At 70.0% G+C, this 20,787-nt stretch carries 12 protein-coding genes; 9 read left to right on the forward strand and 3 right to left on the reverse strand.

Annotated elements, in window-relative coordinates:
* The first annotated feature begins 162 nt into the window (after window positions 1-162).
* From OID54_RS36650 to OID54_RS36670, 5 genes are all read left to right on the forward strand, one after another.
* Window positions 163-3,870 carry a carboxypeptidase regulatory-like domain-containing protein gene (locus OID54_RS36650; protein ID WP_329026863.1) on the forward strand — a complete coding sequence of 1,236 codons (3,708 nt, stop codon included), beginning with the start codon at window positions 163-165 and terminating at the stop codon, window positions 3,868-3,870.
* 317 nt (window positions 3,871-4,187) lie between these two features.
* Window positions 4,188-4,442, forward strand: coding sequence for a chaplin family protein (locus tag OID54_RS36655; protein WP_329027999.1), 255 nt, complete (start codon window positions 4,188-4,190; stop codon window positions 4,440-4,442).
* 10 nt (window positions 4,443-4,452) lie between these two features.
* Window positions 4,453-5,709, forward strand: coding sequence for a hypothetical protein (locus tag OID54_RS36660; protein WP_329026864.1), 1,257 nt, complete (start codon window positions 4,453-4,455; stop codon window positions 5,707-5,709).
* A gap of 68 nt (window positions 5,710-5,777) precedes the next feature.
* Window positions 5,778-6,893, forward strand: a complete 1,116-nt coding sequence (locus OID54_RS36665; protein WP_329026866.1) for a hypothetical protein — start codon at window positions 5,778-5,780, stop codon at window positions 6,891-6,893.
* A gap of 5 nt (window positions 6,894-6,898) precedes the next feature.
* Window positions 6,899-8,113, forward strand: coding sequence for an MFS transporter (locus OID54_RS36670; RefSeq protein WP_329026867.1), 1,215 nt, complete (start codon window positions 6,899-6,901; stop codon window positions 8,111-8,113).
* Window positions 8,114-8,186: 73 nt separating this feature from the next.
* Here OID54_RS36670 and OID54_RS36675 read toward each other — a convergent pair whose 3' ends face one another.
* Window positions 8,187-8,894 carry a formylglycine-generating enzyme family protein gene (locus OID54_RS36675; protein WP_329026869.1) on the reverse strand — a complete coding sequence of 236 codons (708 nt, stop codon included), beginning with the start codon at window positions 8,892-8,894 and terminating at the stop codon, window positions 8,187-8,189.
* 492 nt (window positions 8,895-9,386) lie between these two features.
* Between OID54_RS36675 and OID54_RS36680 the strand changes: the two genes are divergently transcribed.
* Together OID54_RS36680 and OID54_RS36685 are read left to right on the forward strand one after the other, a co-directional pair.
* Complete coding sequence (locus OID54_RS36680; RefSeq protein WP_329026871.1) at window positions 9,387-9,839, forward strand: SRPBCC family protein; 453 nt, start codon at window positions 9,387-9,389, stop codon at window positions 9,837-9,839.
* Window positions 9,840-9,893: 54 nt separating this feature from the next.
* Entirely contained in the window at window positions 9,894-11,165 is a 1,272-nt protein-coding gene (locus OID54_RS36685) for a class-III pyridoxal-phosphate-dependent aminotransferase (RefSeq protein ID WP_329026873.1), read from the forward strand.
* 45 nt (window positions 11,166-11,210) lie between these two features.
* On the opposite strand, the gene OID54_RS36690 is transcribed toward OID54_RS36685, so the two are convergent.
* On the reverse strand, window positions 11,211-14,141 hold the full coding sequence (locus tag OID54_RS36690) for an AfsR/SARP family transcriptional regulator (protein ID WP_329026874.1): 2,931 nt from the start codon (window positions 14,139-14,141) through the stop codon (window positions 11,211-11,213).
* Between the two features lie 615 nt (window positions 14,142-14,756).
* Between OID54_RS36690 and OID54_RS36695 the strand changes: the two genes are divergently transcribed.
* On the forward strand, window positions 14,757-17,000 hold the full coding sequence (locus tag OID54_RS36695; RefSeq protein ID WP_329026876.1) for a serine/threonine-protein kinase: 2,244 nt from the start codon (window positions 14,757-14,759) through the stop codon (window positions 16,998-17,000).
* 217 nt (window positions 17,001-17,217) lie between these two features.
* Window positions 17,218-18,750 carry a phytoene desaturase family protein gene (locus OID54_RS36700; protein ID WP_329026877.1) on the forward strand — a complete coding sequence of 511 codons (1,533 nt, stop codon included), beginning with the start codon at window positions 17,218-17,220 and terminating at the stop codon, window positions 18,748-18,750.
* Window positions 18,751-18,839: 89 nt separating this feature from the next.
* On the opposite strand, the gene OID54_RS36705 is transcribed toward OID54_RS36700, so the two are convergent.
* Entirely contained in the window at window positions 18,840-20,666 is a 1,827-nt protein-coding gene (locus tag OID54_RS36705; protein ID WP_329026878.1) for a serine hydrolase, read from the reverse strand.
* Window positions 20,667-20,787 lie beyond the last annotated feature (121 nt).

The raw sequence follows: 20,787 nt of genomic DNA on the forward strand, positions 1-20,787 counted from the left end.
GACCGGACCCCCACGCTTCGCCCGGCACAGGTCGCCGCTCCCGCGCGCTCGACCACCCGCGCCGGTGAACAACCACAGGCACAGGTCCCTTCAGATCTCCACCCGTCGAGGCACCGCACTCTGCGGTGCCCGCATGGACCCCACTCACAACAAGGAGAGTACGTGGCCAGACGCACACAGGGGCGGCACAGGGCGCTCGGCGCCCTGACCGCCGCAGTCGTGGCGCTCCCCCTCGCTCTGGGCGCTTCCCCCGCCCAGGCGTTACCGGACCCCTCGGCGGGTTCGGCCGCCGCGCCCTCCCCCCTCCGGAGCAAGGCGGAGGACAGCGTCCGCGCGCAACTCGCGGCCAAGGACAAGGCGACCTTCTGGGTCACCCTCGCCCAGGAGGCGAACACCGCAACCGCTCGCGTCCAGCGCACCAAGACCGAACGGGGCCGCGCGCTCTACACGGCCAAGCGGGCCCACGCGAACCGGACCCAGAAGTCGCTGAAGGCGCTCCTCGACCGTGCCGGCGCCCGGTACGAGTCGTTCTGGATCGCCAACATGGTCAAGGTGACCGCAGACGCGAAGCTGGCGGAGAAGATCGCCGCCCGTCCCGAGGTCGCCGCACTCGAAGCGGACGTTCCCCTCTCGCTGCCCAAGGCCCTTCCCACACAGGGCAAGGCGAAGACCGTCATCCCCGGCAACGGGGGATCGGCCCAGGGACCGGGTCAGGGTGCCGCCAAGATCCCGGCCAAGGTCTCGGAGGAGGGCGCCGCGCGCACCGCGTTGCGCACCTCCACTGAGGCACGGCCCGTCGACTGGAACGTGGACCGCATCAACGCCCCCAAGGTGTGGTCCGAGTTCGGGCTGCGCGGCGAAGGCGTCGTCATCGCCAGCATCGGCTCCGGTGTCGACGTCAACCACCCCAGCCTCAAGTCCAAGTACCGGGGGCTCAAGGCCGACGGCACCTACGACCACAACTACAACTGGTTCGACCCCCAGGGCGCGTGCACCGGCGGGGTGCCGTGCAACGTCGACGGCAACGGCTCTGTCGCCATGGGCGTCGCCGTCGGCGACGACGGCGCCGATCACCGGATCGGTGTGGCCCCCGGAGCGAAATGGGTGTCCGTCAACGCCTGTATGGGCTGGGCCTGCTCCACGGACACGGTGCTCCAGGCCGCCCAGTGGGTGATCGCACCCACCGACTCCAACGGCGCGAACCCCCGCCCCGACCTCGCCCCGCACGTCGTCAACCAGGTCGCGAGCGGCGCCTTCATCGGCACCTGGTTCAAAACGGTCGTCCAGGCATGGCGGGACGCTGGCATCTTCACCTCGTACCCCAACTCCAGCGTCGGTCCCCGCTGCAACACCGCGGACGTGCCCGGCTCCTTCAGCAATGCCTACACCACCGCCGCACTCGACTCCAACAACCTCATCGATCCGAGCTCCTCGCGCGGCACCGGTGAGAACGGCGGGATCAAACCCAACATCTCCGCCCCCGGCAACCACGTCCGATCCGCCGCGCGCAACGGCGAGTACGGCACCTGGGGCGGCTCCGCCCTGGCCGCCGTGCACACCATCGGCACCGTGGCGCTGATGTGGTCCGCAGCTCCCGAACTGCGCGGCAACATCGCCGAGACGGAACGCCTCCTCGACCTCTCCGCCATCGACGTCGACGACACCAGTTGCGGCGGCACGGCCGCCAAGAACAACGTCTACGGCGAAGGTCGGCTCGACGCGTACGCGGCCGTCACCGCGACCTCGCGGGGCACGATGGGAAGCGTCAGCGGCACGGTCACATCGGGCACCGGCGCGCTCGCCGACGCCACCCTTCGCTTCGCCGGGCCGACCGAGGCCCACACCGCTACCGATGCGACCGGCGCCTACACCGTCCCGCGACTGCTGCCCGGTAGCTACCGCGTCACCGCGTCCAAGTACGAATACCTCGATGCCACGGTCGACCTGACCGTCGCCCCGAACGGCACCGCCGTCAAGGACTTCGTCCTCCCGGACGCCCCGCTGGGCCAGTTCACCGGCAAGGTCACCGGCCACGGCGGACCCGAGGCCAACGCCACCGTCAAGGTCCAGGGCACCCCGGCCACCGCCACCACCACCGCCGACGGCACCTATGCGCTTCGGCTGCCGTTGGGCACGTACGACGTCACCGCCGCCCCCGGCCATCGCTGCGCCACCGCCACCACCGCCCGGATCACCATCACGGCAGCCACGGCGAAGGACTTCGCCCTGGACCGTCGGACCGACAACTTCGGCACCGCCTGCACGGTGACCACCGGCGCACCGTTCCCCCAGGGGACCACCAGGCTGACCTTCGCCAACAACCACGCCACCTACTCCATGACCACCTTCGACCTGCCCTTCCCGGTGCCGTTCTACGGGCAGACCTACCGCAAGGCCACCGTGTCCCTGGGCGGGGTGCTCGGCTTCGGTGAGATGACCACCAAGTCTGCCGGGGTACCGCTCCCGGACGCCCTGCGACCCAATGGCGCCCTGTATCCCTTCTGGGACGACTTCTGGCACGACGCCGAATCGGGTGTGTACTGGACCACCACCGGCACCGCGCCCCACCGTCAACTCGTCGTCGAGTGGCGCAACGCCCCGCTCGTCCTCGGGCGGCCGAACCAGCGACTCTCCTTCTCGGCGGTCGTCGGTGAGGACGGCAGTTCGTCCTTCCACTACAAGGACGTCTCGGGCACCGGCCAGGAGAACGCCTCCAGGGCGACCATCGGCATCGAGAACGCCACCGGCACCGACGGACTGACGTACTCGCACGAGGAAGCCACCGTCCACGACGGGATGAGCATCCACTTCCGGACCACCAAGACCGCCGTGGTCAGGGGGACCGTCACCGATGCCAACGACGGCAGGCCGGTGACCGGTGCGATCGCCACGAGCACCGGTACCGGCAGCGGTAGCGACACCACCGGCGCCGACGGCGGCTATCTCGTCCAGGTGCCGGTGACCGCCGGCTCGGAACTCACAGTGACCGCCCCGAACTACACCCGGGCGAACCGTCAGCCCCCGCGCAACGCGGGCGAGATCTCCACCGAGAACGTCGACCTGTCGACCGGTCGGATCGCCGCGGACACCACCGCGCTGAATGTGGTTGTGCCCGCCGGGCAGCAGCGCAGCCACACGCTCCAGCTGGCCAACACGGGCTCCAGCGTCGCCTACACCGTTGCCGAGAAGGACGGCAAGAGCTGGCTCAGCGCCACCCCCGCGAGCGGTCAACTGGCCGCAGGCGGACAGCAGGCCGTGTCGCTCACCGTGGACACGGCTGGAGTGGCCCCGGGCACCGTGCTCACGGGCACCGTACGGGTCGTCTCCCTGAGCGGGCGTCTACCGGTGATCGACATCCCCGTCTCCGTCGTCGTCCCCGCCTACCAGACGGCGATCGACGCGGGTGCCTTCCAGCCGCTGACCGATCAGCACGGTGACGCCTGGACGCCGGACCGCGTCTACACCACGGGAAGCCACGGCTACCTCGGCACCACCACCCGCCAATCGACGGTCCGCCCCGTCGCCGGGGTGCCCGCGTCCGGTGACGGAGCCCTTTACCAGACCGCCCGGCAGGGCATGCACGAGTACCGGTTCGACGCGCTGCCCACCGGGACCTACCGGGTGGAACTCGGCTTCGCCGAACTGGCCAACCAGGCGGTCGCAGGCCGGGTCTTCGACGTCATGGCCGAAGGCGCCGTCGTCGTACCGGATCTCGATCTCGCCCGCGAGCCGGGCGTACGGACGGCCCATGACCGGGCCTTCACCGTGCGGGTCACCGATGGACAGCTCAACCTGCGCTTCGTCGCCAGCGTCGGCAAGGCGCTCGTGAACTCGATCAGGGTCACCGAGCGTCCCGACCTCACCGGCTGACCTCGGGCACACCGTCAAGGGGCCTGTCCGACAGCCGTCGGACAGGCCCTCACCGCATATGGCGGCCGGTCCCCGGTACCTCCCGGCGTCCCCGTATGCAGTTGCTTGACCGGGCACCGGTGAGGGTCACCCGCCGGTGCGACCCGCGTGTCCGCACGGCATGCCTCGTCGTTGGTCGGTTCGACTCCGGGGTCCTCTCCTCTGAGTCGAACCGACGATCGGGACCTCCGGCTGCGGTCGGGTGACGGAAGGCGGACAACGTGGCTGGTGCGGGGCGTCAGACGATGGAGAGCAGTACGGCGAGGGTGAGCAAGCGTATGGCGGTGGTGGGCACGGCGCTCGGGGCGGCACTGGTGCCCGCCGGCGCGGCACAGGCGAACATCATCGCCATCGGGAACCCGGCATTCGGCAATACCTGCGCCAACCAGGGTGGGGCACAGACATCCGGAGCCACCGTCGCGGCCAGTGGGGCGGCCAGCGGAAACCAGGCCGGCCTGCCCCTGAGCCTGCCGAGGAACCACTGCGGCAACAGCGGGATCATCTGCACCGCGTTGTTCAGGCCAAGTGAGTAGCGCAGCAGACATGTCAACAGTTCCCGAAACGCGTGCTGCCGCGCGAGTGGCCGTCACCGGACGGGAACCAGCGGTGCGGGAGCTCCTGGCCCTGAGCGGGCAGGCCCTTCCACTCCTGCGCGCCTGGGTCGCGGAGAACCCCCGACTGGGCGTGGCGCGCGCCCTGCTGACGTTGGCGACCAGCGAGTCCTTCAGCGATGTGGCCTTGCGCGAGGAGTTGGTGATCGCCCATCGCGATGCCCAGGAGGTGGACGAGCGATCGGCCAGTCTGGTGTACGGGGCCTTCCTCCACACCCACCGCCAGTACCGGCTGACCGCCGATCACCTCATGGGGCACTTCGCGCGCTGGCCCGGCGACGAGGTGGCCTCGCTGATGCTCGACGCGTTCGCCGCGTGCGGAGATGACTCCTACCGGGCGGAAGGCGATGCGCTGATCGAACGCCAGTACGCCCAAGTGGGGCACGGCAGTTGGCCATGGCTCGGGCGACTGGCCTGGACCCGGGCGGAACAGGGGCGCCCGGAGGAAGCCTTCGCACTGTCGGCCCTCGCCCTAGAGCGCTTTCCCCGTGCCGGTCTCGCTGCCCATGCCCGCGCGCACGCAGAACAGGAATCGGGAGCGGGACCGGCCTCCACGGCCTTCCTCGACGGCTGGTTGGCCGCCGACCCCCAGGCGATCCAGTTCAAACACCTGAACTGGCACGCGGCCTTGCAATCGATCGCCTGCGGAGACTTCGCGGATGCCCGGAGACGGGCCGACGAAGTACTGGGGCGCGGCGATGTGGGCATGCGGTCGGCGACGAACTGGCGGCTGCTCCTGGCAGGTCAGGAACCCGCCGGCCGCTGCGATCTCGACCACGTCCGCGAACTGCTGGCCGCCCCGGGCGGCATGGCAGAGGTCTTCCACACCTTCAACCTGGCCCTCGCTCTGGCCGTGGAGGCAGCCACCGACGACCTCGTGGCACTGGCCCATAGAGCCGAGGACGACGCACGCCCCGAGTACCGGGACGTACTGGCCCCCGTGGTGCGCTCCCTGGCCGCGGTCACGGCAGGCCACTCCCAACGGGCCGTCACTCTGCTGACCTCTCTCGGCGCGGCTGTCCAGCGCATCGGGGGAGTACGGGTGGAGCGCGAAATCGTCCAGGACACCCTGGCCCGCGCCCTGGTCGACGTCGGGGAACACACCCGCGCGGCCGACCTCCTCCACCATCGCATCACCACGCGACGGCACCACAGCTATGAGGACCTCCTCCTCTCCTCGGCGACCTGACCCGACGGCCGCACCCCAGACCCGCCGTACCCCAGACCCGCCGCACCACAGCATCCCGGAGACAGTTCATGCTCACGCCCCAGGTCGTCGTCGTCTCCCTGCGCGGAAGCGGTACCCAACTCCTCGCCCAGGCCACCACCGCCCTCGGCTACACCCCGTACGGCACGATGGGAGGCACCCAGTCCGCACACGGCGATGGGCCCGGCCCCGGTGAGGTCCACCCCCTGCTCATGGCCGCCTACGGTCCAGACCGAACCCATCGGCTGCTCCAGGATCAGCACGTGGACTGTGCGGCACTGGAGGCCGCCTTCCAAGAGGCCGTCACCGCCCTGTGGCGGATCTGGTGGCTGCGCCTCGGGCAACCGGTCAGCCTGGGGTCACCCGTCGATCCCCACCTGGAGGGCCGCCTGGCCCGCGTACCCGACGCGGACCTGATCCGACTGCTACCGGGCCGCGGCTGCTGGTACGTCAACGCCCTCGACCTCCAGCGCGCCGACGGGGGCTTCCTGCGCGCCTGGCACACGACGGGGCGACCGGCACTCGTCCTCCACCACCGCGATGTGCGCGATCGGATCATCAGTCAGATCAAGCTGCTCTCCCAGCCCGTGGACCGGGTCGGAACCCAGCCCGAACACCTCATCTACCGCGACATCGTCACTGCCCTGCCCACCCTGGAGGAACGGATCACCCTCGCCCTGACCGACCCCGATTTTCCCGGGATGCGGGAGGCACGACACTGCCAATGGCTCCTGCACCACCCCGCCGTGCAGGTGATCGCACACGAGGACCTCGCCGGGCCCGACCACGGCGGTACCGACGAGGGGCGCACGGTAGCCCTCACCACGCTGCTGAATGCCGTCGGACATTCCGATCACCGCGCAGCGCTCACCGCACTGACCCCGGCACCTCCACCATGCGACGCCGAGGACCTGAGCGTGGGCACCTGGCGCACCAGTTTCACGCCGCACCACGAACGGCTCCTGCGCCAACACCATGGCGATCTGCTTCCGGCAGGACCTTCCCAGGTAACCGGCCAGGGCTTCAGTCCCGAGCCACTCCCGATGAGAGTGCGCCGCACGACGGACGGCTGCGCACCGGTACGTCGCATGGGGGCCGGATGGCTGGCCGCTGACCCGCACTCGTACGAGCCGCCCGCGCCGGAGACCGGCTGCTCCGTACCGTGAATCCCATGGTCGTACAGCATCGTGGGAACAGGCGGCCCGGCTATCTCCTGGCCGCCGGGGTGTTCGCCGTGGGGATGGCCGGCACCACCTTGCCGACACCGCTCTACGGCCTCTACCAGGAAGAGATCGGCTTCTCCGAGTTGATCGTGACGGTGGTGTTCGCCGTGTACGCGGTGGGCGTCATCACCGCACTGCTCCTGGCGGGCAATCAGTCCGACCAGGTGGGCCGTCGCCCCGTCATCCTCGTCGCACTGGGCCTGTCCGCGGCCAGTGACCTCTGCTTCCTGTTCCAGGACGGACTGCCGCTGCTGTTTGCGGGGCGCCTGCTGTCCGGTTTCTCGGCCGGTCTGCTCAGTGGTGCCGCGACCGCCGCCGTGTTGGAACTCGCACCGCCGAACCGCAGGACACGTGCGGGCTTCGCCGCCACCGCGGCCAACCTCGGCGGAGTCGGGTGCGGTCCCCTGCTCGCGGGGGTGCTCGCCCAATACGCACCGGAGCCGTTGCGTCTGCCGTTCGTGGTCCATCTGGCCCTGGTGGCGTTGGCGTGCATTCCGGCCTGGCTGCTACCGGAGACGGTCGCACATCCACGACGTCGGCCGCGGTGGCACCCTCAGGGGATGGCACTGCCTCCCGAGGTGCGGGGAGTCTTCCCCTCGGCAGCCATCGCCGCGTTCGCCGGCTTCGCCCTGCTGGGGCTGTTCACGGCAGTGGCGCCGAGCTTCGTCGCCGAGACCCTCCACGTACACAATCTGGCACTGTCAGGCGCCGTGACGTTCTCCGCCTTCCTCGCCTCGACCCTGGGGCAGTCCCTGACCAGCAGGATCGGCGCTCGCCGGTCCCTGCCCGTGGGATGTCTGACACTGGTGGTGGGACTCCTGCTGGTGGGTGCCTCCCTCCTCGTGGAGGCGCTGGCGCTGTTGCTGGCGGGTGCCCTGATCGGAGGGCTCGGCCAGGGGCTCGCCTTCCGGGCGGGATTGACGGCGGTCGGCGAAGCCGCGCCGAGCAAGCACCGAGGCGGAGCCATCTCGGCCTTCTTCGTCGTCGCCTACGCCGGTATCGCACTGCCCGTCGTCGGGGTCGGAGCCCTCACCCTCGCACTCGGACTGCGCAATGCGGGGCTGGTCTTCACCGTCGTGGTGACCGTCCTCGCACTGTGCGTCGGGCTGTACCTCCTGTACCGGCCGCCCGTACCCACTGCGACGAGCGAGAGGGGTGAATGAACCACAGCGCCCCGAGTCTCAGGACAGGGCTCGACGTCGACCCCCGACGCCACGGATCCGACGGGGGAGTAGGTCAGGGCGACGTGATGCTGCGGGCGACCCGAAACCCCAGGTCGTCGATGGCGAAGGACGGATGGCTACGCCGCCGCACCGAAGCCCCACAACCCCGTGCCGACTCGGCCCAGCCACCGCCGCGGAAGATGCGGTAGGACCCGTAGACCTCGGAGTCGTAGAGATCCCAGCACCACTCCCACACATTGCCCAACATGTCGTACAGACCGAAGTTGTTGGGTGCCTTGGCCCCCACCTCATGGGTGCGGCCGGCCGAGTTGTCCGCGTACCAGGCGATGTCGTCGATCTCACCGTAGCGATAGCCGCGGGTACCGGCCTTGCAGGCGTACTGCCACTCCGCCTCCGTCGGCAGACGGTAGCCGTCGGCCGACCCGATCGCGGTGACCTCGCCGCTCGTCGGATCGCTGGAGTACACCGGGTCCAGCCCCGAACGGATCGATAGCCGATTGCAGAACTCGATCGCATCCAGCCAACTGACCTCGGTCACCGGGGATTGATCGCCGGCCCCTGGTCGAAGGCCCACGTCCATCACCGCCCCATGGAGTTCGACCGTCATCGGATACCGGCCCAGGAGGAAAGGGGACACCTCCGACCGCCAACAGGTGCCGAGCCGGTCGTCGCGCAGTTCCACCGAGCCCCCGGGGACTGCAACCATCGAGGGGGCGGCTGGGGCGTCGACCGGTCGTTGCACGAGGGCCTCTCTGTTCATGGGCGTCCCTGCGAAGGGCGTGCCGTCCACGATACGGGCCGGCGGCCTGACCAGGGGCATCTACCGCCGGAGGAGGGGCCGTTGGCGCCCGCCCGGTGGATCGAGCCCGCGGCCGGTCCAAAGGCGCAGAGGCCAAGGGGTCGACGCACCCAACGGAACAACACACCCGACAGCCCGGGCCATTCGATGCAGCCCTTTCGGACCGACGTCCGCGGGACACCCGTCCCCGATCGCCCGCCCAGGAAACGGGGTCAACTGCCCACCCGGCTCGTTGATCGGTTGTTGATCGGGTACTGATCCGTCTCTGGCAACCTCAAGGGCATCCGCCTCGGTAGTCCCACTCCTCCGCCGAGTCGGTGGTGCGTGGACGGCCCCCCGCCGTCCACGCACCCCTCCTCACCTCACCCGACGCCCCTGCCCGTCGAACCACCACGCCTTCCGCCCCGATCCCCGACGCTCCGCACCGCCGCGCACCACGGAAAGAAGGCCGCCATGCACTGCGTCGTCGTCGAGATCCACACCGCCCTGGCGCCCACCCACCTCTGGTCTGCGGTCATCGACGTGGACCGACACAGCAACTGCTCGGAGAACATCGTCCTCGCCGACGTCGTGGAGCAGGCGGGGCCGGAGCACCGGATGACCGCCTGGCGCATGCAATGGGGCGATACCGGCCTCCAATGGACCCAGACCGAGCAGATCGACACCCGGGCCAGCCGGCTCTACTTCCACCGCATCGGCGGTGACCTGCGCTGTTTCACCGGTCACTGGGCCGTCCGCCCCGCAGGCATCGGGGGCAGCCTGCTCACGCTGTACGCCGAGTTCCAGATCGGCGATTCGTCGCTCGCCGAACGGCTCAGCCCCACATTGGCCAGCGGGCTCTGGGAGAACGCCCACCTCATGGTCGCCTCCCTCCAACCACGCCTGCTGTCGAGCGCGCTGCACTGATCCACTGCCCCTGCCCCGCCCGTACATCCGTAGCCCGCTCCCAGGAGGTCGCGCGTGGCCGCCAGCCCGCAGTCCCCGCCCAAGGTCGCCACCGCCCAGCCCGGCGCCACCTTCGACCGGCTTCGACGCCATCTGTCACGCGGGGTCGCGCTGGCCGCGGAATCGATGGGCAACGGAGCCGTGGAAGCCTTTGCCGCAGGAGCCTCGATCACCCTCTCGGACCGGCGCACCGCCCTGGACTTTGGGTCCTACTCGGTCGCCCTCCTCGGACACCGCCACCCCGGTGTCGTCGAGGCCGTGCACCGTCAGTTGGCGACGATGCCCACCTCCACCCGGGCGCTCGCCAACCCGGTCACCGCGGAGGCCGCCGCCACCCTTGTCGACTACTTCGGCGGCGCCCTGCCCAAGGTCCATTTCGGCTTGAACGGCTCCGACGCCGTGGAAGCGGCGGTCAAACTGGCCCGCCTCGCCACCGGTAGGGACCGGGTGCTGGCGGTACGGGGTGGCTACCACGGCACCTCCCTCGGCGCACTCGCGCTGACGCACCACCCCGGGTTGCGGGCCGGGTTGCGCGGCTGTGTGTCACAGACCGTCCACCTGGATCCGTTCGAACCCGCCGCCGTCATGGACGAGATCGCGCGGGGGCCGGTCGCGGCCCTCGTGTTCGAACCCGTACAGGGGGAGAACGGCGCCTTTCCCCTACCGACGGATGTGCTGCACCGCTGGGCCCTCGATGCCAGGGCCCACGGCGCCTTCGTCATCGCGGACGAGATCCAGAGCGGGCTGCGCCGGTGTGGCGAACGCTCGGTCGCCCTTGCCGAAGGGCTCCCCGTGGACGCCGTCCTGACCGGCGGACCGCTGGGCGGCGGAGTGATGCCTCTGTCCGCCGTGGTCTGTACGGAGGTGCTCTACCGACCGCTCGGCGCGGACCCCCTGCTGCACACCTCCACCTTCGGGGGGCACCCCCTCAGCTGCGCCGCGCTCCCGGCCGCGCTGGACGCGATCGAAGGACTCGCCGACCACGGTCGATCGCTGGCCGACGGGCTGGCCAACGGGTTGCGCGGACTCCACGATCTCCACCCCCGGATGCTCAGCGGATTCCGAGGCCGCGGGCTGCTCTGGAGCATCGGATTCACCGCCCCCCACATGGCCGGCGAGGTGATCGTGAGGCTGGCCGATGCGGGCCTCCTGGTATCGCCCTGCCTCAGCGATCCCCGGAGTGTACGGCTGCTCCCTCCGCTCACCACCACCCACGCCGAACTCGACCAGGCGCTCGGCATTCTCGACAGCGCACTGACCGACGTGGCCCGCCGAGGAACCTTCTGATGCATGGTCACCGTCCGATATGACGTCGGGTGCACCCTTCGTGGATCACTGTCCCGCGGTCAGCCGCCGCAGGGTCTGTTCGGCCTTGTCACCGTCGACCGCCCCGAGTCCGCGGTACAACGCCACCGACTCCCGTACACAGGCGATCGCGCGGTCGCGTTGTCCGAGTTCGGCGAGCGCCTCACCGAGCGTGGCCAGCGCGCGGGCCTCAGCCCTGGTCATCGCCGTCTCCCGACCGATCTCCACGGCCTGTTCGGCTGCCCCTGCCGCTGCCTGGGCGTCCGCGCACAACAGATGGGTCTCCGCGATCCGATGCAGGACGTGGGCCTCCAGATACCGCATGCCCAACTCTCGGCTCAGCTCCAAGGACGCCGCATAGCAACGCATGGCGGCCTCCGTGTCACCGAGCTGCCGCCACGCGGTGCCGCGATGGATCAGCGTCTGGGCCTCGCCCATGGAGTCACCGAGCCGTCGATACAGCGCGAGTCCATCCCCGCTGGTGACGATCGCCTCGCGGTGCTCCTCCATCATGACGTGGGAGAACGTCAGATTGCCGAGCGCGTTCGCCTCGGCCGACAGATTGCCGGTGGCCTGCTGCAGTTCCCGTGCCTGAGTCAGCAGGGCTACCGTCTTGGCGTCGTGGCCGTGGCGATGGGCCGTCACCAACGCTCGTACGATGAGCACCTCGGCGAGCACCAGCTGATCGTCCTGGCCGCGGCAGATCGCCTCTGCCCGTTCGATGGGGGCCTCGGCCTCTTCGGACCGACTGATCTGCCAGAGCCCACCGCCGAGCATGTAGAGCGCTCCGGCCTCCTCCCGCGCGAGTCCGGCGCGCCTGCTGCCGTCAGCGATCGCCTGGCCCAACTCCACGATGTCGTACCAGGCGTAGGTGCGCTCCAACAGCGGGTCCAGCCCCAACAGCAGGTCCGCGGCCGTGCCCATCAACGACGGCGCCCGCCTCACGGTCTGTCCCAGGACCCGCAGCACGAAGTCCCGTTCGCGATCGAACCACGCAAGGGCGGCGTGCGCATCGAGGAAACCGATCCCCTCCGATGCCTCAGGCGCCAGCCGTTCGGCTATCAGATGACCCGGCCGCACCACGCGATAGGCGTGACGGACGGTGGCGAGGAGGAAGTCGAGCAGATTCGCCAGACAGTGCGTGATCTCCGCGTCGGAGTCGGTCTCGGCGCTCAGATGGCGTGCGAACAACCGCAACAGATCGTGGTAGCGATAGCTTCCGGCCCGGGGTGACTGCAACAGGCTGGCATCGAGGAGGGCGTCGAGCACGTCTTCCGCGTCGTACTCGTCGACGCCGAGCAGCGCGGCAGCACAGCTCAGCGAGACGGTCGCCGCATCGGGCAGCGCCAGCAGCCGAAATGCTCGCGCGAGTACGGGATCGAGCTGGTCGTATCCGAGCCTGAAGCACGCCTGCACATTGAGGTCCCCGGTACGCAGCTGGTCGAGGCCGCGGCGCTCGTCCGCGAGCCTGCGCAGACACTCGGCGATGCTCGTACCGGGGCGGGCGAGCAACCGACAGGCGATCACGCGCACCGCCAGGGGCAGATGCCCACAGGCGGCCAGCAGTTCCTCGGCTGCTTCCGGTTCGGCGGCCACCCGCGCGGGGCCGACCACGGAGGTGAACAGCTCCAGGGACTCGGTGGGGGCGAGCGGGTCGAGATCGACGGGGTGCGCGGGGACGGCGGTCATCCGTGCGCGGCTCGTGACGATCACGGCACAGCCCGGATAGCCGGGGAGCAGTTGTCTGATCTGTTCCGCGTCGGTCGCGTTGTCCAACACCACCAGGACCCTGCGGCCGTGCAAGGTGGTGCGGTAGAGCGCGGCGCGTGCCTCCAAGCCCTCGGGTACGGCGGTCTCGGGGACGCCGAGTGCATGGAGGAACGCGGCCAGCACGGACGCGGGGTCCGCCGGATCCTCCTGGACGCCAGCGAGGTCCACGAAGAGTTGGCCGGCGGGGAAGTGGCCACGCACTTCATGGGCCACGTGGACCGCGAGTGAGGTCTTGCCCGCCCCGCCGATGCCGGAGATGGCGCAGATCCGCACCGCGGAACCGGCCGGTTGGGTGAGACGGGCCTTCAGTTCGGCGACCAGATCCACCCGGCCGGTGAAGTCGTCGATGTCGGTGGGTAGTTGCGCCGGCACGGGTACGGTCGCGGGGGCAGGAGCCCCCGAGGCGGCGCACAGCAGATCGGGGTCCGAGCGGAGGATCCGCTCATGGAGTTCGCCCAAGCGGGGGTCAGGGTCGATGCCCAGTTCGGTGGCGAGCGTCGTCCGGGTGTCCGCGAACACCGCCAGTGCCTCGGCCTGCCTGCCGCACTGGTAGAGCGCCCGCATCAGCAGGAGGCGCAGGCTCTCCCGCAACGGGTGCGCCGCGACGGCAGCGGTCAGGTCGGCGACGGCGGCGCCGGCATGGCCCAACTCCAGATCGAGTTCTATCCGCGACTCCAGGAGATCCAGGTACCGCTGGGTCAGCCGCTCCCGCTGTGACACCGCGAACGGCCCGGTCAGGCCGGTCAGCGGAGTCCCCTGCCAACGTCCGACGGCCTGGCGCAACAGTCCGTGAGCCCCCAGCGCATCACCCTCCTGCCTGGCTCGCGCAGCGGCTGCCGCCTCTCGATCCGCCTCCGTGACGTCGGCCCCGCCGGCTGGCAGATGGAGTGCGTACGTGGTGCCGACCGACACCAGAAGACCCGGGCCCGCCGCGACGCGGTGTTCGGGCTCCAGGACCGTGCGGATGCGGGAGATGTAGGTGCGGACCGTGGTGGCGGCGGCCTTGGGCGCCTGATGGCCCCACAGTCCGTCGATGAGTTCCTCGATGGCGACCGGTTGCCCCGCGGCCACCACCAGCATGGCCAGTGTCGCCCGCTGTTGCGGGCCGGCGAGTGCCAACTCCTCGCCACCGCGCCAGCCGCGCACGGCTCCGAGGAGGGAGAACCTCACCGCGGGGGAGTCGCCCATGCCCGTTCCTTCCGCGAGGTTGGCAGCCATGTCCTGAGTCGCCGGTGGTTGCCCGGTGCGTCGCCGACCGGGATGAGCGGACTCGGCCCCGCGGCCGACCTCACCGTGCACCGGTCGTCCCCGGAACGCTCATGCGACCACCATCCGTCCTCTGCGTATTCGGCACCGGATCATCTCAACGATCAACTGGCGGGTGCGGTCGGTTCCAGGCGGAATGGCCGGTTGCCGTACGTTTGAAATCTGTAGGAGGCATCTCGGCACCGACAGTGGAACGCTTCGTACCGGTCGGCGGGTACTTCCTGGCGCCTACAGAAGCCGGGTGCTGTACGGGATTTCCGGCGCGCGGGCTCCCAGCAGTGATCGGGACCGGCCGGTCGCTCCCGGGCAAGCGGGTGCACCACCCCCGACGGCGGGTTGCCGTCCCACCACTTCAGCCCCATCCGACGCGACGCCCCGTGCCGCACTCTCTCGCAACGCAGCGCCAGGTCACATCTTGAGAGCGATGGGGCGACTCGGGCCCGCCACGAGCCCCTCGACGTACAGACTGCGCAGCCAGGACGCCATACTGGAGTGCCGGGGAGGGCGGCAGTGGAGCGACGGGGGCAACAGGACGCGATGGCGGAATCCAGGCTGATCCAAGGCCGGTATCGGCTTCTCGACGTCATCGGACGCGGGGGCATGGGCGAGGTGTGGCGGGCCGTCGACGAGTCGTTGGGACGACGGGTCGCGGTCAAGTGCCTCAAGCCGATGGGCGCACAGCCCGACACGGGTATCGCACCCGTGCTGAGGGAACGGTTCCGCCGGGAGGCCCGGGTCGCCGCGTCCCTCCAACACCGCGGAGTCACGGTCGTCCATGACTTCGGCGAGTCCGACGGCGTCCTCTATCTCGTCATGGAACTGCTGGAAGGCCGCAACCTCAGCCAGCTGCTGGAGGAGAACAGACAGCGCCCGCTGCCGGTCCATGATGTCGTCGACATCGCGGAGCAGGTGGCCGACGCCCTCGCCTACACCCATGAGCGGGGAATCGTCCATCGCGACCTCAAGCCCGCCAACATCATGCGATTGACCGACGGCGAGGTGAAGATCTGCGACTTCGGCATCGCTCGACTCGGCGAGAGCATGGGACTGACCTCGCGACTCACCGGCACCGGCATCGCCATGGGCACCCCGCACTACATGTCGCCCGAGCAGATCGGCGGCGGCCCCGTCGACCACCGCAGCGACCTCTACTCGCTGGGATGCGTCCTGTACGAGATCGCCACCGGTGTTCCCCCCTTCGACCACGAGGACGCCTGGGCCGTACTGGTGGGTCATCGGGACACCCCGCCGCAGCCGCTGCGCACCCACCGGGACGACATCCCCGACCCCTTGCAGCGCATCGTGCTCGACCTGCTCGCCAAGGCGCCCGAGGGCCGTCCGGCCGACGCCAAGGACCTGCGCCGCCGCATCAGCACCTCGATCGATCGGGCAGTGCCGCACCTGACCCACAGCGGCCAGGCACCGTCGCCCGGCGTCCGGTTCGCCCCGCACTCAGGAGCGCTGCCGGCCCTGCCGACCTGGACCACGGGTATGACGGGCGGCCACCGCGCGACCGGTGGCGCGGCGCGCCCCGAACCGGTGGACCCCCCGGCCGGTCTGACCGGCGAGTGGACGACGGGGATCGACAGCCGCCGTGTCGCCGCCGCGCCGGTGCTCACCGCACCCAGGCGTCCCACCCCGTCCCCCGAGTCGCTGGCCGTACTCGCCAGTCGGCACAGCGCCGGACTCAGCCTCGGTCGCCTCGGTCGGTGGGAGGAAGCGGGCGAAGTACACAGGGCGGTTGCCGCCGAGCGCGAACACGCCCTGGGCCCTGACCACCCCGACACTCTCGCCAGCCGCTACGAGGTCGCCTTCACCCTCAGCAGGACCGGACGGGCCGCGGATGCCCTCCGCGAGTTCGAACGTGTGGCCGACGGCCGTGCACAGGCCCTTGGCGTCGATCATGCCGACACCCTGGCAGCACGTCAGGAATCGGCGTACGTGCTCGGACAACTCGGTCGCCACTTCGAGGCGCACGAGATCTATACGGCTGTGCTCGCCTCCCGTGAGCGAACCATGGGCCCCGATCATCCCGACACCCTGCGCTGCCGCCACAACCTGGGCTTCAGCCTTAGCCGGCTGGGCCGGTTGGAGGACTCGTTCGCGATGGCGGCCGATGTCGCGTCCGCCAGGGCCCGAGTGCTCGGCCCTGACCACCCCGACACCTTGGTCACCCGCTACGAGGTGGCGTACACCCTCGGTCAGTTGGGGCGCTGGCCCGAGGCGTTGGAGACCTACCGGCAGGTGGCGACCGCGCGTGCCCGTGCCCTGGGCGCCGACCATCCCGACACGCTCGCCGCCCGCTACGAGGTGGGCATCGGTCTCGGTCGCCTCGGCCACACCGACCAGGCGCTGGAGCTCTATCAGCGCCTGGTCGCGGACCGCAGCCGACTCAGCGGTCCGCGCCACCCCGAAACGCTTCGCGCCCGGCACGGTCTCGGCGTGAACCTGGGCCGGCTCGGCCGTTGGGAGGAGGCACTCACCGAGGCCAGGGAGGTCAGCTCCCTCAGATCAGGGGTCCTGGGCGCCGACCACCCCGACACCCTGGTGAGCCGCAGGGAGGTCGCCGTGTGCCTGGGCTGGTTGGGTCGCTGGAACGACGCACTGACCGTGTACGAAGGGGTGGCCCTGGCCCGGGAGCGCGTATTGGGCATCGACCACCCCGATGCGCTGGCGAGCCGCAATGACGAGGCGCACTGCCTGGAGCAGTTGGGTCGGCGCGCGGAAGCCGTGGAACTCTACCGTCGGGTTGCCGCACTGCGGGAGAGACGCGGCAGCTGAGAAGGGGAATCCCTGCGGCTGTGCCGCCGTTCCAGGACGCTGCGTCCGCGGCCGGCCCGGCCCTGTGGTCCCCCTGGCGAGCTCTGACCGGAGCCCCCGACCCGAGCCCCGACCCGAGCTCCGGACCGCGTGACGACGGCATCCCGTGATCACACCGCGACCAAGGTGTCGCCTTCCGTGGTGGTTCGACAGCGGCCCCAGCGGTTATGTTCCGGCCATGCCCGCACACACTTCGTACGACGTCGTGATCGTCGGTGGTGGCCACAACGGTCTGGTCGCCGCTGCCTATCTGGCCCGCGCCGGGCGCTCCGTCCTCGTGCTGGAACGCGGACCGCACACCGGGGGTGCCGCAGTCTCCGCGCGTCCCTTCGCCGGGATCGACGCCCGACTGTCCCGCTACTCCTATCTGGTGTCGCTGCTGCCGGAAAAGATCGTGCGCGACCTCGGGCTGCGCTTCTCCGTACGGCGGCGGCGCGTGTCCTCCTACACCCCCAGCGGCAACAGCGGACTCCTCGTGGGCGCCGGTCGCACCCAGGACTCCTTCGCCCAACTCACCGGAGGAGAGCGGGAATTCTCGGCCTGGCAGGAGTTCTACGGCATGACGAGCGCCCTGGCCGGCCGGGTTTTTCCCACCCTGACCGAACCGTTGCCCACCCGCGCGGAGCTGAAGGCCCGTATCGACGACGAAGTGGCCTGGCGAGTGCTGTTCGAAGAGCCCATCGGCGCGGCGATCGAAACGTACTTCCACCATGACCTGGTGCGGGGCGTGGTGCTCACCGATGCCCTGATCGGGACCTTCGCGGACGCCCATGACCCCGGCCTGAGCCAGAACCGTTGCTTCCTCTACCACGTGATCGGCGGTGGCACCGGAGAGTGGGACGTGCCCGTCGGTGGGATGGGCGCGCTCACCGACGCGCTCGCCCTCGCCGCGCGGAACGCGGGGGCCACGATCGCGACCCTGCACGAGGCCACCCGCATCGACACTGACGGCGAGCGGGCAGAGGTCACTTGCCGCTCGCCCCACGCCGAGGTGACGGTGGCCGCCCGTCATGTCCTGGTGAACGCCTCCCCGCAGGAGCTGGCCACTCTCTTGGGAACGTCGCCCCCGGAGCCCGCCGAGGGCGCGCAGTTCAAGGTCAACATGGTCCTGCGGCGCCTGCCCGGCTTGAGGGACCGGACGGTCGACCCCGCCGATGCCTTCGCAGGCACCTTCCATGTGTCCGAAGGGTACGGGCAGTTGGCTGCCGCCTATCGGGAAGCCGCATCGGGAACCATGCCCAGTGCACCCCCGTCCGAGATCTACTGTCACACGCTCACCGACCCCTCGATCCTCAGTTCGGATCTTGCGGCCCGCGGCTATCACACCCTCACCCTCTTCGGGCTCCACACTCCCGCGCGGCTGTTCGCCGCCGAGCCCGCGCGAGCCCGCGCCGAACTCCTCGAAGCGACCCTCGCAGAACTCGACACACACCTCGACGAGTCCATCCGGGACTGCCTCGCCACCGACGAGCGGGGCGAACCCTGTATCGAGGCCCGCAGCCCGCTTGACCTGGAGCAGGAACTTCGTCTTCCGGGTGGGCACATCTTCCACCGTGACCTCAGCTTCCCCTATGCCACCGACTCCAGCGGGCGTTGGGGCGTCGAGACGGAGCACCCCAATGTGCTGCTGTGCGGTGCCGGCGCGGTGCGCGGCGGGGGAGTCAGCGGAGTGCCCGGACACAATGCGGCCATGGCGGTACTGGGGCGGTGAGCCGTCAGCCGGGACCCAACACTGCGGCAGTTATTCGGCTCGGTGATACCGCGCACCGCGACGGCCGTGCACTCGGCTTCCGTTGGGGTTCAGTCCGCAGATGCGGTCCATCCGACGGTCTCGATCCGTGCCGTATCCGCCGGGCGCCGCTCGTCGAAGAGCGTGCGGACCCGGTCCTCGACCCTGATCGCGTCGACGTAGACTCCCCGCCCGACCGACCGCGAATCCGTGGTGTACCTCCAGCGGATCCGTACCGAGGTCTCCCGCCAGGCTGAGAGATCGGCAGTGAGTCGGTGCCACACCCGTTCGGACCAGCCGCCCGCCGACCCGTCCGGATGGTGCCCCGACGGCTGGCGCGCTCCCAGGCGTACGGTGTCGAAGGGCACCGGTCGCCAGGTGGCGCCGCCGTCGGCAGACGCCTCCAACCGGAGCCGGTCCGCTCCCGGGGTCATGTCCCACCACACGGAACTGACCAACCGGGTCGACGGCGAGTCCACGGCAAGCGCGGGCAGCGTCAGCGTCACGTCGGATGCGTTGGCCATCCCCGAGAACCAGGCGGTGCGTCCCCGTCGTGGGCGCACCGCGACGGCACGCGCCAAGCGGTCGGCCGTCGCCACCCGTGGCGCACTGCCCGACCGCCAGGTGCGAACGGGGTGCACGGAGTTGCCGAGGACGATCAGGAACGAGTCGGTACTGGGGTCGAGCACCAGGCTGGTGCCCGTGAATCCGGTGTGCCCGGCACTGAGCGGTGTCGCCATCGCCCCCATGTACCAGGGCTGGTACAACTCGAATCCGAGGCCGTGGGCGTTCCCCGGGAAGTCCGTGTTGGCGTCCTGGAACATCAGCTCGACCGATTCCGGTCGCAGGATGCGCGCGGCTCCATAGCTGCCGCCGTTCAGGAGCGCACGGGCCAGCACCGCCAGGTCCCAGGCGCAGGAGAACACTCCTGCATGCCCGGCGACACCGCCGAACGCGAAGGCGTTCTCGTCGTGCACCTCGCCCCAGACGAGCCCCCGGTCGAGACCGGACCAAGGCGGTCTGGAGTCCTCGGTGGCGGCGATCTTCGGCCGCCACGACGACGGCGGATTGAACCGGGTGCGCTGCATCCCCAGGGGAGCGGTGACGTCCTCGCGCAGGAGAACGTCCAACGACCGGCCGGTGATCCGCTCCAGCAGCAACTGGAGGGCGATCAGATTCAGATCGGAGTAGAGGTAGGTGCTCCCCGGAGGGCTCACGGGAGCCTCTTGCCAGAGCAGTCGCAGCATTCCCTCCCGGGTCGGTTCCCGGTAGAAGGCGATCCACGGCCGCAGTCCCGATGTGTGCGTCAACATCTGACGGACGGTGATCTCCTGCTTGCCCGCAGCCGCGAACTCCGGCAGATAGGAGGCGACGGTGGCGTCGAGCTTCAGCTCTCCTCGCTCGATCCGCTGCACGGCCAGCAGCGAGGTGAACAGCTTGGAAACCGAAGCCAGATCGAAGACGGTGTCTTCGGCCATGGGGATCTGCCGCTCGGCGGGCAGTTCGACACCCGTGTCGGACCGCTCGTCGTATCCGGCGTAGCGCACGGCCATGCCGATGGGGCGATGCAGTGCGACCGTGCCGCCACGCCCCGCCAGCAGCACCGCCCCCGCGTACCAGGGCTTGCGCGGGGAAGGACGGAGGAACGCTTCGGCTTCGGTGACCAACTGCTCCAGATGCGCCCCGATCAGACCGGCCCGTCCGGGCGTGCCGCGGCGCAGGGTGGGGCCGCTCCCGCGGAGGGCGGCGTCGGATGACAGGCCGTCGACGGGCCCGTCGTCCGAGCCCGCGGCGTCCGCGAAGGAAGCCGGCGCCAACGCGAACGCCCCGCCGAGGGCCAGTGCCCCGCTGCCGAGCCAACGTCTGCTGATTCCCGCGCCTGTCGTGTCCTCGGTCACCCGGAACCCCTCTCTCATGTGAATCCGCCGAGAATTCGCGGGTCCTCGAATAGCAGTGAAGCTTTCTTGCGGAAGTCGTGCGCTGTCAACACTCCGACCGGTTCGACACCGTCCGGCGGAT

This window comes from Streptomyces sp. NBC_00690 (assembly GCF_036226685.1).
Classification (GTDB): domain Bacteria; phylum Actinomycetota; class Actinomycetes; order Streptomycetales; family Streptomycetaceae; genus Streptomyces.

Coding starts and splice junctions, on each gene's coding strand:
- OID54_RS36670 (WP_329026867.1), top strand. CDS start 6,899: ATGGTCGTACAGCATCGTGGGAACAGGCGGCCCGGCTATCTCCTGGCC.
- OID54_RS36655 (WP_329027999.1), top strand. CDS start 4,188: ATGGCGGTGGTGGGCACGGCGCTCGGGGCGGCACTGGTGCCCGCCGGC.
- OID54_RS36695 (WP_329026876.1), top strand. CDS start 14,757: ATGGCGGAATCCAGGCTGATCCAAGGCCGGTATCGGCTTCTCGACGTC.
- OID54_RS36690 (WP_329026874.1), bottom strand. CDS start 14,141: ATGGGCGACTCCCCCGCGGTGAGGTTCTCCCTCCTCGGAGCCGTGCGC.
- OID54_RS36700 (WP_329026877.1), top strand. CDS start 17,218: ATGCCCGCACACACTTCGTACGACGTCGTGATCGTCGGTGGTGGCCAC.
- OID54_RS36665 (WP_329026866.1), top strand. CDS start 5,778: ATGCTCACGCCCCAGGTCGTCGTCGTCTCCCTGCGCGGAAGCGGTACC.
- OID54_RS36680 (WP_329026871.1), top strand. CDS start 9,387: ATGCACTGCGTCGTCGTCGAGATCCACACCGCCCTGGCGCCCACCCAC.
- OID54_RS36675 (WP_329026869.1), bottom strand. CDS start 8,894: ATGAACAGAGAGGCCCTCGTGCAACGACCGGTCGACGCCCCAGCCGCC.
- OID54_RS36660 (WP_329026864.1), top strand. CDS start 4,453: ATGTCAACAGTTCCCGAAACGCGTGCTGCCGCGCGAGTGGCCGTCACC.